This is a genomic window from Ensifer sp. Root127 (genome assembly GCF_001425225.1).
GTDB classification, from domain to species: Bacteria; Pseudomonadota; Alphaproteobacteria; order Rhizobiales; family Rhizobiaceae; genus Ensifer; species Ensifer canadensis.
Genome location: NZ_LMDX01000002.1, coordinates 60,744 through 74,571 on the forward strand (window position 1 = coordinate 60,744; position 13,828 = coordinate 74,571).

The 13,828-nt window shown below is 64.2% G+C and carries 13 protein-coding genes; 10 read left to right on the plus strand and 3 right to left on the minus strand.

Annotated elements, in window-relative coordinates; all coding sequences use genetic code 11:
* From ASD03_RS07055 to ASD03_RS07080, 6 genes are read left to right on the plus strand one after another with little or no spacing between them, the layout of a single operon-like run.
* Positions 1–921: a DUF58 domain-containing protein gene (locus ASD03_RS07055; protein ID WP_025427950.1), complete on the plus strand. Its 921-nt coding sequence runs from the start codon at positions 1–3 to the stop codon at positions 919–921.
* Complete coding sequence (locus ASD03_RS07060) at positions 918–3,725, plus strand: DUF4159 domain-containing protein (RefSeq protein WP_025427951.1); 2,808 nt, start codon at positions 918–920, stop codon at positions 3,723–3,725. Before ASD03_RS07055 ends, ASD03_RS07060 begins: the two co-directional genes overlap by 4 nt.
* A gap of 10 nt (positions 3,726–3,735) precedes the next feature.
* A complete protein-coding gene (locus tag ASD03_RS07065; protein WP_025427952.1) occupies positions 3,736–5,805 on the plus strand; it encodes a membrane protein in 2,070 nt (689 codons plus the stop codon).
* Positions 5,802–6,275 (plus strand): GNAT family N-acetyltransferase, encoded by a 474-nt coding sequence (locus ASD03_RS07070; RefSeq protein WP_038576313.1) that lies wholly within the window; start codon positions 5,802–5,804, stop codon positions 6,273–6,275. Before ASD03_RS07065 ends, ASD03_RS07070 begins: the two co-directional genes overlap by 4 nt.
* A 54-nt stretch (positions 6,276–6,329) precedes the next feature.
* Complete coding sequence (locus ASD03_RS07075; RefSeq protein ID WP_082557273.1) at positions 6,330–7,532, plus strand: cellulase family glycosylhydrolase; 1,203 nt, start codon at positions 6,330–6,332, stop codon at positions 7,530–7,532.
* On the plus strand, positions 7,532–7,954 hold the full coding sequence (locus ASD03_RS07080) for a GNAT family N-acetyltransferase (RefSeq protein ID WP_025427955.1): 423 nt from the start codon (positions 7,532–7,534) through the stop codon (positions 7,952–7,954). The genes ASD03_RS07075 and ASD03_RS07080 overlap by 1 nt, the downstream gene beginning before the upstream one ends.
* A 13-nt stretch (positions 7,955–7,967) precedes the next feature.
* On the opposite strand, the gene ASD03_RS07085 is transcribed toward ASD03_RS07080, so the two are convergent.
* On the minus strand, positions 7,968–8,525 hold the full coding sequence (locus tag ASD03_RS07085; RefSeq protein WP_057212578.1) for an N-acetyltransferase: 558 nt from the start codon (positions 8,523–8,525) through the stop codon (positions 7,968–7,970).
* Positions 8,526–8,784: 259 nt separating this feature from the next.
* On the opposite strand from ASD03_RS07085, the gene ASD03_RS07090 reads away from it, so the two are divergent.
* Complete coding sequence (locus ASD03_RS07090; protein WP_057212580.1) at positions 8,785–9,762, plus strand: glutathione S-transferase family protein; 978 nt, start codon at positions 8,785–8,787, stop codon at positions 9,760–9,762.
* Positions 9,763–9,860: 98 nt separating this feature from the next.
* On the opposite strand, the gene ASD03_RS07095 is transcribed toward ASD03_RS07090, so the two are convergent.
* Positions 9,861–10,328 carry an NUDIX domain-containing protein gene (locus tag ASD03_RS07095; RefSeq protein WP_107027893.1) on the minus strand — a complete coding sequence of 156 codons (468 nt, stop codon included), beginning with the start codon at positions 10,326–10,328 and terminating at the stop codon, positions 9,861–9,863.
* Between the two features lie 110 nt (positions 10,329–10,438).
* Between ASD03_RS07095 and ASD03_RS07100 the strand changes: the two genes are divergently transcribed.
* Both ASD03_RS07100 and ASD03_RS07105 read left to right on the plus strand, forming a co-directional pair.
* Positions 10,439–11,341 (plus strand): metallophosphoesterase, encoded by a 903-nt coding sequence (locus ASD03_RS07100; protein WP_057212582.1) that lies wholly within the window; start codon positions 10,439–10,441, stop codon positions 11,339–11,341.
* Between the two features lie 164 nt (positions 11,342–11,505).
* Positions 11,506–12,054, plus strand: coding sequence for a tetratricopeptide repeat protein (locus tag ASD03_RS07105; RefSeq protein ID WP_082557275.1), 549 nt, complete (start codon positions 11,506–11,508; stop codon positions 12,052–12,054).
* A 64-nt stretch (positions 12,055–12,118) separates the two neighbouring features.
* Here the strand turns inward: ASD03_RS07105 and ASD03_RS07110 are convergent, their stop codons facing one another.
* Positions 12,119–12,910: a DUF3313 domain-containing protein gene (locus ASD03_RS07110; protein WP_158268960.1), complete on the minus strand. Its 792-nt coding sequence runs from the start codon at positions 12,908–12,910 to the stop codon at positions 12,119–12,121.
* 397 nt (positions 12,911–13,307) lie between these two features.
* On the opposite strand from ASD03_RS07110, the gene ASD03_RS07115 reads away from it, so the two are divergent.
* Positions 13,308–13,826, plus strand: a complete 519-nt coding sequence (locus ASD03_RS07115; protein WP_025427961.1) for an RNA polymerase sigma factor — start codon at positions 13,308–13,310, stop codon at positions 13,824–13,826.
* Positions 13,827–13,828 lie beyond the last annotated feature (2 nt).

The following is a 13,828-nucleotide window of genomic DNA, read 5'->3' on the forward strand; positions in this document are numbered from 1 at the left end:
ATGGCCTCCATCGGGCACATAGTTGCGCGTACCCCCGCTGGTGAGGTTCTTTCCCGTGCGCAGCAGCGCGCGATGCTCGTTCCTGACTGCCTGGTCGAGGCCCGCCGCATCGCCAATACGGTGATCTCCGGCTGGCATGGGCGGCGCAAGCGCGGGATCGGCGAGAATTTCTGGCAGTTTCGCCCCTATAGCGACGGCGAAAGCCTGTCGCGCATCGACTGGCGCCGTTCGGCCCGCGACGACCATACCTATGTGCGCGACCGCGAATGGGAAGCGGCCCACACCATCTGGCTCTGGGCCGACCTGTCTCCGTCGATGATGTACAAGTCAACGCTCGGTTCGGTGTCAAAGGAAAGCCGGGCCCTGGTCTTGATGCTGGCGCTCGCCGAAATCCTCGCCCGCTCCGGCGAACGCATCGGATGCCCCGGCGTGATGGAGCCGATCTCCGCCCGCAACGCCGCCGAACGGCTGGCAACCGCGATCATGCTGAGCCCGCTCTCCGAAGGGCTGCCCGAGACGGGGATGATCCGCAGCGCCAGCGATCTCGTCTTGATCGGCGATTTTCTCGATCCGACCGACAGGATCATGGAGCGGCTGGGCCCGCTCGCCCGCCGCGGCCTGCGCGGTCATGTCGTCGAGGTTGCCGATCCGGCGGAGGAAGTCTTCCCCTATGCCGGGCGGACTGAATTCAGCGACCCGGAAACCGGCCAGAAACTGACGGCCGGCCGCGCCGAGGTCCTGCGCGAGGACTATCAGCGCGCCTACCTCGCCCGCCGCGAAAGCCTCGGCGTCACGCTGCGCCATCTCGGCTGGACCTTCACGCCGCACAGGACCGATCGGCCCGCCTCCGAGGCGCTGGTTGCCGTCCACATGTATCTGTCCGGCATGCCCGGACGCGCTACGCATGGAGGCCAGCTATGACCGGCCTTCCCTTCCTCTTCGCCAATCCGGCACTCTTGGCAGCCCTGATCGCTTTGCCGGTGATCTGGTGGCTGTTGCGCATGACGCCGCCGAAACCGGCGGCCGAAGTGTTCCCGCCGTTGCGCATTCTCGCCTCCGTGTTGAAGCGCGAGGAAACCCCATCGAAAAGCCCGTGGTGGCTGACCCTGCTGCGCATGCTGATGGCGGCCGCCGTCATCCTCGCGATCGCCGATCCCGTCGTGAACCCGCGTCAGAACACACTTGCTACCGGCGGCCCGCTGGCGATCGTCGTCGACAACAGCTGGGCAACCGCCACCGACTGGGAACAGCGCGTCGATGCCGTGAGCACGCTGATTGACGACGCGGAAGCGCGCGACCTTGCAGTCTCCATCGCCTTCACCGGTGATCGCCAGCACGACGCCACGCCAGGCTCGGCAGCAACCGCGCGCAACAGGCTTGCCGCTGCCGCCCCCATTCCCCTTGCCGTCGACCGAGCCCAGGCGATAGCCGCGCTGAAAACCGCATTTGAGGGCACGAATCCCGGCACGCTCGCCTTCGTCAGCGACGGCATCGAGGCTGCGGATCAGAAGACGATGGCAGCGCTTGCTGACGTGGGAGCTGCCGAACTGCGGGTCGTCGAGGCCGATGGTAGCCGCACCGTAGCGCTGACCGATACCAGCAACGGCTCGACCGGCATGTCGGTGACGGCAACGCGCCTGCGCAAGGACGGCGCGCTGACCCTGCCGATCGTCGCCTACGATACGCGTGGGCGCGCGATCGCCGATGGACAGATCGCCTTCGCCTCGGGCGAAGGCGTTGCCAAGGGCAGCATCGAAGCGCCCTTCGAACTGCGCAACGACTTTGCCCGCATCGGCATCGAGAATGCAGCGACCGCCGGCAGCGTGCATCTGCTCGACGATGGCTTCCGCCGTCGCCGCGTCGCCCTGCTGAGCGGCGAGGCCCGCGACCTGTCGCAGCCGCTGCTATCGCCGCTCTACTACATCAACCGTGCGCTCACCCCCTATGCGGATCTCGTCGAACCGCACGAGACGGATCTCGCCGTCGCCATTCCGGAACTGTTGGAGCAGAAGCCGTCCGTACTGATCATGGCCGATATCGGCCGGCTGCCGGAGGAGATTTATCCGAAGCTGTCGAAGTGGATCGATAATGGCGGCATGCTCATCCGCTTTGCCGGCCCGCGGCTTGCCGCTGCCCCCGCAGACGATCCGCTCGTGCCGGTGACGCTGCGCCAGGGTGAACGCGCGCTTGGCGGCGCGCTGTCCTGGTCCGAACCGCAGCCGCTTGCCGACTACCCCGGAAACAGCCCGTTTGCCGGCATGGCACGCCCGACAGACATTCTCGTCAAGCGGCAGGTGCTGGCCGAGCCGACCTCCGATCTTGCCGAGCGCACCTGGGCAAGCCTTGCCGACGGCACGCCGCTGGTAACGACCTCAGCTCACGGCGCCGGTCGCATCATCCTTTTCCATGTCAGCGCCGAGGCCACCTGGTCGAACCTGCCGATCTCGGGCGATTTCGTCGAAATGCTTCGCCGCAGCGTCCAGCTTTCGCGCGGCGGCGGCGTTGCCAACGAGGGCAAGGCGCAACAGCAGACGCTCGCGCCCTATCGGCTGCTCAATGCCGACGGCGTGCTCGTGGCCGAGACCGGCAACGCCCGGCCGCTCGACGTCATCCCCGGCAAGGTGCCGGTCGCCACACCGGAAAACCCTCCGGGTCTCTATGGCTCCGAAGACGGTTTCACCGCGCTCAACCTGCTGCCACGCAATGCCGAGCTGCAGCCGATCGACATGACGGCCGCCGGCGCTCACACCGCCCAGCAACTGGCCGGGTCCGAGAGCTGGTCGCTGAAGCCGGCGTTGTTCACACTGGCCCTGCTGCTGCTGCTCGTCGACGCGCTGATCGTGTTGTTCATGGGCGGGGCCTTCTCGCGGCTGCGCGCAGCAAAGGCCATGACCGCGGTCCTGTTGCTGGCGGCAAGCGCCTTTCTCGTTTCGCCGCCGGATAGTCTGGCCGATGACAGCCGACCGGAAGACGCCGCCATTCTCGAGCGCCTCGACACCACGCATCTGGCCTATGTGGTGACCGGTGAGAGTGAAGTCGACCGCCTGTCCGAGCGCGGGCTGACGGGGCTCACCGACTTCCTCACCTATCGCACCACGCTGGAGCCCGGCACGCCCGTCGGCCTCGATATCACCAAGGACGAGCTCTCGTTCTACCCGATCATCTACTGGCCGGTCTCCGCCTCGGCGCCGATGCCGAGCCCACAGGCCGTCAGCCGCATCGACGCCTATATGCGCGCCGGCGGCACGGTGCTGTTCGACACGCGCGACCAGTTCTCCTCGCTCGGCGCGTCATCCGGTGGCACCAGCCCCAACACCGAGAGGCTGCAGGCGATCCTTGCCAACCTCGACATCCCGCCGTTGGAGCCGGTTCCTACCGACCACGTGCTGACCAAGGCCTTTTACCTGCTGGCGAACTTCCCAGGCCGTTATACCGGCAGCCCGCTCTGGATCGAGGCGCAGCTCGACAATCGCGAAGAGCCAAGCAACCGCCCAGCGCGCTCGGGCGACGGCGTGACGCCGATCATGATCACCGGCAACGACTTTGCCGGCGCCTGGGCGGTGGACGCCAATGGCGTCGCGCTGCTGCCGACGGTGCCGCCGGACGAAATGCAGCGCGAATACGCCTTCCGTTCCGGCGTCAACATCATGATGTATATGCTGACCGGCAACTACAAGGCCGACCAGGTGCACGTGCCGGCCCTGCTCGAACGGCTCGGACAATGAGGGCCGATCGATGACCGCCGACTTCTCGCCTTTCATCCCCTGGCCCTATCTGGCGGTGCTTGCCGTTGCAGCCGCAATTCTGGCTGCGCTTGGCATCTGGCGCGGCGTGCGCGGAGCCTGGGTGCGTGCCGCAGCCCTTGCCGCCTTCTGCCTGGCACTGGCCAATCCGATCCTCTTCCAGGAGGAGCGCGAGCCGCTGTCGACCATCGTCGCTGTTGTCGTCGACCGCAGCCAGAGCCAGGACTATGCCGGCCGGCGCGAGCAGACCGACAAGGCGCTTGCCGATCTCAAGGACCGGCTGTCGCGCTTCCCGCAGATCGAGACCCGCATCGTCGAGGCTGCCGACAGCGAAGAGAGCGAAGCGCCATCGACGCGGCTCTTCTCCGCCTTGACCTCCGTGCTTGCCGATGTGCCGCCGGCACGGGTCGGCGGTGCGATCTTCATCACCGACGGCCAGATCCACGACGTCCCCGATATCAACCAGAAGCTCGGCTTCGACGCGCCGATCCATGGGCTGATCAGCGGCAAGCCGGATGAGTTCGACCGCCGCATCGAGATCGTCAGCGCGCCGCGTTTCGGCATCGTCGGCGAACAGCAGAAGCTGTCCTTCCGCGTCGTTGATGACGGTGCGGCACCGGGCGGAACCGCGCAGGTGACCATCCGCCTCAACGGCAACGAGATCGCAACCGAAGTGGTCGAGCCCGGCACTGACGTGCCCTTCAGCTTCACCGTGCCGCGCGGCGGCAACAACATTCTCGAATTCGCGGTCAACGGCGTCCCCGGTGAAGTCACCGAGACCAACAATCGTGCCGTCCATGTGCTCGACGGCATCCGCGAGAACCTGCGCGTGCTGCTCGTCTCCGGCGAGCCGCATGCGGGCGAGCGCGCCTGGCGCAATCTGCTGAAATCTGATGCCGCCGTCGATCTCGTGCACTTCACCATTCTGCGCCCGCCGGAAAAGCAGGACGGGACCCCGATCAACGAGTTGTCACTGATCGCCTTTCCGACGCGCGAACTGTTCGTGGACAAGATCAGCGAGTTCGACCTGATCATCTTCGATCGCTACCAGCACCGCGGCGTCCTGCCGATCCTCTACTACGACAACATCGCGCAATATGTTCAGAACGGCGGTGCGCTGCTGATCGCCGCCGGTCCCGAACATGCCGGCAACGATTCCATTGCCGCAACGCCCCTGTCGGCCGTGCTGCCGGCAAACCCGACCGGCGTGATGAATGAAAAAGGCTTTTACCCCCGCCTGTCGGACGAGGGAAAGAAGCATCCGGTCACCCGTGGCCTCGAAGGTGCGGCAAGCGAACCGCCGCAGTGGGGCCGCTGGTTCCGCACCGTCGACGTCGACAGGCCGCTCGGTCAGACCGTGATGGAAGCGGCTGACGGCAAGCCGCTGCTGGTGCTGAACCGCGTCGGCAAGGGCCGTGTCGCCATGCTGCTGTCCGACCAGGGCTGGCTCTGGGCGCGCGGTTTCGAGGGCGGCGGTCCGCACGTCTCGCTCTATCGCCGCACCGCCCATTGGCTGATGCAGGAGCCGGCGCTGGAAGAAGAAGCGCTGACCGCGCGTGCCGCCGGCCGCACGCTGGAGATCACCCGTCAGACCATCGAAGGTGACCCCGGCCATGCGACCCTCACCTACCCCTCCGGCAAGACCGAGGAGCTGACGCTCGCCCAGCGCGAGCCGGGTCTTTACAGCGCCGAAATCAAGACCACGGAAACCGGCCTGTTCGAAGTCGCCAACGACGAACTGACGACGCTTGTGCATGTCGGCAATGTCGACGCACCGGAGTTCAGGGCGGCGATCTCGACCGAGGACAAGCTGCGCCCCTGGGCTGACAAGACCAAGGGGCTTGTGCGCCGGCTGGCAAGTGCCGATGGCGCCATCGACCTGCCATCGATCCTGCCGGTGCGCGGCGCCGTCCGTGTCGCCGACGACCAGCGGCTGTCGCTGCGCATGACGGATGAAACCGTGCTCAGGGGCATCAACTCGCTGTCGCTGTTTACCGGTCTCTTCGGCCTTGCCGTCCTGCTCTTCCTGATATCGGCGACCTGGTACCGCGAGGGTCGATGACCGATCCGAGCGTCGCCATCAGCAACCTGCGCGATGTGCCCTATTTCGCCGATGATATCGCCGACCGTGTCTGGCGGGCCTGGTGGGAGCCGCGTGGCTTTCCGCTTGGCCATATCGCCGAACTGGTTGCCGGAAGCCTTGGCGACCACCACATCCCGTTTGCCATCGTCGCCCATCGCGGCGCGACCTTCATCGGCACCGCATCGGTAATCGAATCCGATCTCGACGAGCGGCCGGCACTTCGTCCCTGGGTCGCGGCGGTCTGGGTAGAGCCGACCTTTCGTGGACTCGGCATCGGCGCGAGCATCGTTCGCCATGCCGCGGACGCGGCTTTGGCCACCGGCGTCGAGAGCGTGCATCTCTGCTCCTTGCCGGAGAAGCGAGCATTCTATCAACGCGGCGGCTGGCAGCTCGACGAAAACGATGTGGGTGAAAGCCGGCTCGACGTCTTCAGCATGCGCCGTTCCTGATTTAGGCCACAATGACTGTCGAAATCGCAGGGATAGTTTTTAGGAGCCCTGTACATGCGTTTGATCGTCTCCTCCCTCCTCGCTCTCACCGTAGCCGGTTCTGTCGTCACCGGGCCCGCTCATGCGGCCGATCTCATCGGCATCTGGGACAAGCCGCAGCACGGCGGCAACAGCTTCAACCGGCTGCCGCCGGACGAGGCCTATTTCAAGGCGCTGTCCGGTTACGGCGCCACTTGGGTCCGGCTCTCCTACGACAAGTGGAAGCCGGCCAAGCGCGATTATCTGATCGGCGATGCCGACAAATACGAGGGCATTCCTGCGGCCGACCTTAAGATGCTGAAGGAAACGCTCGACCGGGCCGACAAGGCCGGGTTGAAGGTCGTCATCACTCCCCTGTCGCTGCCCGGCATGCGCTGGTCGCAGAACAACGGCAACAAGTTCGATGGGCGCATCTGGCAAGACAAGGCCTGGTGGGCTGAGGCCGCAAGCTTCTGGCGCGATCTCGCGCGCGAACTTAGGGATCATCCTGGCGTTGCCGCCTACAACATCATCAACGAACCGGCGCCTGAAAAGCAAAACGGCCTTGCCGAGCATGCCGACAGGAAGGCGATGCTCGACTGGTATGCCGGCAAGAAAGGCAGCGCATCCGACCTCGTGGCCTTCTACGAAACGGTCATCGCCGCAATCCGCGAGGTCGATCCGGCCACCCCGATCATGGCCGACGCCGGATGGTACGCGGCAGCCGACGGCTTCACCTATTGGCCGTCGGGCCTCAGCGACCAGAAGGTGGTCTACAGCTTCCACATGTATGAGCCCTACGCCGCGACGAGCGCACCCAACATGAAGCGCGAGAAGCCCTATACCTATCCCGGCAAGGTGCCCTTCGGCGAAGGCGATGAGGACTGGGACAAGGCGCGGGTCGCATCCTATCTCGACCAACCGGTGCAATGGGCGAAAGACAAGGGCATACCGCTCAATCGCGTCGTTGCCGGCGAGTTCGGCTGCATGCGCCGCTGGACCGGCTGCAAGGCTTACCTCGAAGACGTGCTGACGACGCTCGACAAGGACAGCCTGCACTGGGCCTTCTACAGCTTCCGCGAAGACAGCTGGGACGGCATGGACTACGAACTGGGATCGAAGAAGGTCCACTGGAAATACTGGGACGCGATCGACGCCGGCACGCCGGATCCGGTCAAGCGCACGGCGACACCGGAATTCGAGCCGATAGCCAAACGGCTGGCAAAGGAGGAGCAGTGATGTTCGAGATCACCGACGCACCGCCGGCCGAAGCACTCGAGGCGATCGGCAACGGGCTGACGGCGTTCAACGCCGCCGATGTCGGCCCATCCGAGCGGCGGCCGCTGGCAGTGCTCGTCGGTGGACCCGATGCGGCGGGCAAACGCGGCGGCCTCAGCGGCTACACCGCCTGGGGCTGGTTGTTCGTGCAATGGCTGTGGCTACCGGAAGACCTGCGCGGACAGGGCCTTGCGGGCAAGCTGCTGACGGCGGCCGAGGAAGAGGCCATTCGTCGCGGCTGCCACGGCGCCTGGATCGACACGTTCAACCCGCAGGCGCTGCGCGCCTACAAGCGCCAGGGCTATGAGACCTTCGGCGAGTTGCCCGACTTTCCACCGGGCCGCAGCCGCGTCTTCCTGAAAAAGCTGCTGGTTTCGCAGTAAGGCCCGAAGGCCATCAAACGGCAAGCGCCAGTTCGATATCGGCCAACTCGGCCGCGTCATGGGCGGCCGCGTCGTCCCGCCAGCCGATGACGCCGGCAAGGCCGGCGTGAACGCCTTCAGCCATCGGCACCACCAGCACCCGTGCCGGATCGACCGGGCCCGGAAATTCCAGTGCGGCGTAACGGACCTTTTCAAAGCCGAGCGGCTGATAATAGGGCGGATCGCCGACGAGGATGACGGCCTGCGACCCCTTCCGCCGTGCCGCCTCGACGGCGATGCGCACGAGTTCCCGGCCGATGCCCATGTTCTTGTGCGACGGCCTGACGGCAAGCGGTCCAAGCAGGTGGCCCTTGATCGAACCGGCCATCACAGGCGTCATCCTGACCGAGGCGATCGTCTCGCCATTGTCGGCGCAGATGAAGGACAGCGACCGATCATGCGGCCCCTGCTCGCGGATGCGTGCAGCCGCCCGGGCAAACCGGCCGGGGCCAAAGGCTTCTTCGTTGATGATTTCAATGGCTGCGTCATGGGACGAGTCTTCGGTCAGGTAGACGAGGTCGTGCTTTTTCATGGGATCAGGAACCAGGCATACGAACGGACATGGGGATGGCTTCACCCGAAGAGGGCGTTGGCAGCATCAGCGTCGTCGCAGGTTTCCCGAGAAGGTCATGAGTACGGTTCGTTCCGGACACAGAGAAATTTTCTGAAATCGCCGATACCAGAAAATTGCCCGATGTCAAAGCCCAAAACGCACTGTTCAGAAATCGATACCTATCGAAGACCGGCAAAGACGCTATCTATGAACGACGAAACGACAAAGGAGATCGCCCATGGGCAGGCTTGTAGACGGCGTCTGGCAGGACGTCTGGTATGACACGGCGGCGACGAAAGGCCATTTCAAGCGCAGCGAATCGCAGTTCCGTAACTGGATCACCGCCGACGGGTCGGCGGGCCCATCCGGCGAGGGCGGCTTCAAGGCCGAGGCCGGGCGCTATCATCTCTACGTCTCGCTTGCCTGCCCCTGGGCGCACCGCACGCTGATCTTCCGCAAGCTGAAGAAGCTCGAAGACCTGATTTCGGTCTCGATCGTCGATCCGCTGATGCTGACGAAGGGCTGGGAGTTCAAGGGCAAGGATGGCGGCACCGTCGACCACCTCTACGGCTTCCACGCCCTCTGGCAGGTCTACGCCCGCGCCGACCCAACCTATTCCGGCCGGGTGACCGTGCCCGTCTTGTGGGACAAGCAGAAGAACACGATCGTCTCGAACGAATCCGCTGAAATCATCCGCATGTTCAACTCGGCCTTCGACGCATTGACCGGTTCGAACGACGATTTCTACCCGGAGGAGTTGCGAGGCGAAATCGACGAGCTGAACACCCGCATCTATGGCGCGGTCAACAACGGCGTCTACAAGGCCGGTTTCGCCACGAGCCAGGAAGCTTACGAGGAAGGCGTCACCCCATTGTTCGACATGCTCGACGAACTGGAGGAGCGGCTTGCCACCCGACGCTACCTGACCGGCAGCAGGCTCACCGAGGCCGACTGGCGGCTGTTCACGACGCTGGTGCGCTTCGACCCCGTTTATGTCGGTCACTTCAAGTGCAACATCCGCCGGATCGCCGATTACAGGAACCTGCAGGGTTATCTGCGTGACCTTTACCAGGTGCCCGGGGTGGCCGAGACGGTCAACATGAACCACATCAAGGAACACTATTACCGCAGCCACACGATGATCAATCCGACCGGCGTCGTACCCGTCGGCCCGATCCTCGATCTGGATGCGCCGCATGGGCGGCAGGCCGCCTAACGCATGTCGCACAAAAGTGTGTAGCGGTTTTGCGATCACGACATGCGCAAAAACAAAAGCCCCAAGCCGCCGCCGCGCGTTCACGCGTGCGGCCGGCCCTACCAGTAGCTGTCGAAAGCCGTGCTGCCCGCAAGCTCGCCAAGCCGGCGGCGCGTTGCCGGCGTCGTATCGTCAGGCAGCGCATCAAGCGCGAAGAAACCGCTCGCGGCGATCTCCAGATCCGGCACCTTCGGCAAGGTCTGGCGCACGCCGTCGCAACGGTAGAAGACCACGTGATCGCGCCGACTCGTGCGCCTGTTGTAATAGACCTGTACCAGTGTCGGCGGGGCGGTCGTTTCCAGATTGCCCTCCTCGCGCAACTCCCGCAGCAACCCTTCGAGCGCGGTCTCGTCGCGGTCGAGCCCGCCACCCGGCAAATGCCAGCCGGGCAGGTAGGAATGCCGCACCAGGAAGACGCGCCCTTCAACGTCGAAGCAGGCGGCACGCACGCCGATCGTCATGCCGCGCGACAACGCGTAATAGCCGTGCACCAGGCGCATCAGGACGCGGAGATACCAGCGTCGCATCTCCGGTGGCCGCTCCTGCTTCAGATGCCTATCCTTCCGCATTGACTGTCAGACCGGATTAATCCGGCGACATGATTCCCCTCAACCGGAATATGCGCTAGACGGGGACGATGTTCAAACTTGCCCATATCTCCGATATCCATCTCGGCCCCCTGCCCGATCTCTCCTTGAGGGAACTTGCCTCCAAGCGCATCACCGGCTTCGTCAACTGGCACCGGAACCGCAGCCGGCACCTGTTCACGGGCACGCTCGACTGCCTGATGGCCGATATCGAGAAGCGCGATCCCGACCATATGGCGATCACCGGAGATCTGGTGAACCTCGCCTCGTCGCGAGAGATCGCAACGGTGACCGATTGGCTCGAGGATGCTGGCGACCCGGCCAACATCTCGATCGTCCCGGGCAATCACGATGCCTATGTGCCCGGCGCCTACGAGAAGACGACGCGCGCCTGGTATCCCTTTATGCGGGCGGATGGCGCACCGGCCGAGTGGCATGAGGGCCATCGCTGCTTCCCCTATCTGCGGGTGCGCGGCCCGGTGGCGCTGATCGGTTGCTCGACTGCGGTCGCGACGCCGCCCTTTGCCGCCAGCGGCTATTTCGGCCAGCGGCAGGCGCGCGCCACCGTCAACCTGCTTCGCCAGGCCGCTGACGCCGGTCTTTTCCGCGTGGTGATGATCCACCATCCGCCGATCCGCGGCGCCGCCTCGCTGCACAAGCGCATGCTCGGCATCCGCCGGTTTGCGGCAACGATCTCGTCGGGCGGCGCCGAGCTGGTGATCCACGGCCACACTCACCTCAATACGGTCTACTCGCTGCAGGGCCCGAATGGCCCGGTGCCGGTCGTCGGCATCTCGTCGGCGTCGCAGGGGCCGGGCGGACACAAGCCACAGGCTGCCTACAATCTGTTCACGATTGCCGGCGAGGCCGGCAACTGGTTCCTCACCCGCGAGCGCTACGCGCTCAACGCCGATGCGACCGGTGCCACATTGGTCGAAACCACCCGCTTCTAGGCCCGCTCGCCCGACTTTTCGCCGAAATCCCATCGCCGGGCGAATAAATGCCCCTATTCGTGCGTCACACTCCCGTTCGGGTTCCCACGACCGGCAGAGCGATCTATCCTCTGCGCCGTGAATGGTGTGCTCGGCGCCATTGCATATGTTGGGAGATAGGCATGATGAACCGCAAGACCATTCTATGCGCCCTGTTTGCCGCCAGCGCGGCCGTTTTTGCAGGGCAGACCGCCATGGCCGCCGGCGAGGATACCAGCGAACCGCCGAAGAAAACCAAGACGAGCAGCGAATGCACCAACGGCAAGATCTGGGATGCCAAGAAGAACGCCTGCGTCAATGCCAAGAAGAGCGATCTTAGCGACGACATCCTCTTCCAGGCCGCCCGCGAGCTTGCCTATGCCGGCCAATACGAGAACTCCATCAAGGTCCTCGGTGCCGTCAAGGATCAGAAGAGCGCCCGCGTGCTGAACTATCTCGGCTATGCCAACCGCAAGGCCGGGCGCATGGAGCTCGGCATGCAGTATTACAAGCGCGCGCTCCAAGCCGACGAGAACTATATCCTCGCCCGCTCCTACATGGGCCAGGCCCTGATCGAACAGGGTCAGGTAGAGGATGCCCGCGTGCAACTGGTCGAGATTCGCGATCGCGGCGGCGAAGACACCTGGGCCTATCGCTCGCTGCTGCAGTCTTTGGGCGGCGTCAGGCAATATTGATGCATGCCCACTGCCTTCCCGAACCTGGGAAGGCAGCCGCGGCATCGATCCTTGAAGCGTCTCCTCAGTTGCGCTTCTTCTCGGTCCATTCCGGCGGCAAGCCCAGCGCGCCGCCGACAATGCCCGTGACCCCCGAGCCACGCCCGAAAACCGCGCAATCGGGATCGGTCGATTTGCCGGTAACCGCATAGGACACGCTATTCGAGACGTTCTTCATCGACGGCAGCTCGAAGTCGGACTTCATCGGATCGTTCGACTTTGCCAGCATCGCGCTGAAATCGTCGGAAAAGTCTCCGGCAAGCTCGAAGGCGTCGGCGGCAGTCGACGCGCGCGAACCGCTGGTGACGATGTTTGCCCCCCGCGCCCAGGTCAGACCCGCGATCTGTTTGCCTCTGGCATCGAAGGCCTCGGCTTCGACCGATAGATTGCCGAGACCGATCGGAAGGCGCGGAACCGGGACAGGCGAGACTTTCGAAGCGACACTCGACACGCCGGCAACGACGGCGTTGGTGGCTTTCACCTTCGTTACAACGGAACGCACCGCCATATCCGCCGGCTTCGACACCGGAACGACATCGAAATGCGCGCTTAGCGCCTCGCACAGCGAGCGGTCGATCGCCGTCGCCACCAGCTTCTTCTGGGGGTCGCCGAGGGTGCCGACATCGGCATTGGAGGCAAAGGTCGTCGGGATCAGATGCACGGTCTTGACCGTCTTGGTCGAAGCGGCATCCACCCGATACTTGGTCTTGGTCACCATCCCGTCGCTTGCTACGAAATCCTTGTAGGAGGACAGCGAACCGGTTTCGCTGAGAGACGCACTCTGGCAACCGGCGAGGCCCGCCAGGGATACGGTCAAGCCGGCCACCCGCAAGAATTTCGGAGCGGGGCGCCACCCGCCATCACGCGGTCGCCCTGTGGAAGGTCGACCGTCATTTCGTCTCTCGCCGCATGCATGCTCGTTCATTGACGCGTCCTCTGTGATCGACCTGGAGTTGTGCGGATGAGTGCCGATCAGATTCGGGCCGAACTTTGACGCAATGCCGGCCCACCCTTGCAGTTTACGGTAACGACCGCCCTGCGAGACGACATGCGGATCGGCAAGGGTTTTTGGGATAACGGCGAAAGAAAGAGCAGATTTCGCTTTCCGATCCGTGACTTCCCTTGCAGACTAACGGTCAAATGTTTCATATCATTCACCGTGGAATTACCTGGCGAATAAAGACACGATCCCGCACGTTTCATTTGGAAGAGCAATGCGCCCAGCGGCAGAAACGAAGGACTTCAGACGCGACTTGGTCAGCTTGCTGCCCAAATTGCGCCGCTTCGCGATGACATTGACGCGCAATGCACATGATGCCGATGATCTTGTCCAGGAAGCTTGCGAAAGAGCGATTACGCGCAGTCACCTCTGGAACGGAGAAGGCCGGCTCGAAAGCTGGATCTACGCCATGACGCGCAACCTCTGGATCGACGAGATCCGCAAACGGAAAGTCCGCACCGGCAGCGGTACGGTCGACGTGTCCGACCAGGACGAACTGAGCATCGAGGCCTCCGCCGAGAAAGCCGTCTACGCCAACCAATTGCAGAAGATGATCCTCTCGATGCCTGAGGGCCTGGCAAGCACCTTCCTGCTGGTCAATGTCGAAGGCCACAGCTACCGCGAGACTGCCGATATCCTCGGTATCCCGATCGGCACGGTGATGAGCAGGCTGTCGACCGCGCGGTTGAGGCTCGCCGCGATGATCTCCGAAAACACCGAAAGGAGGGCATGACC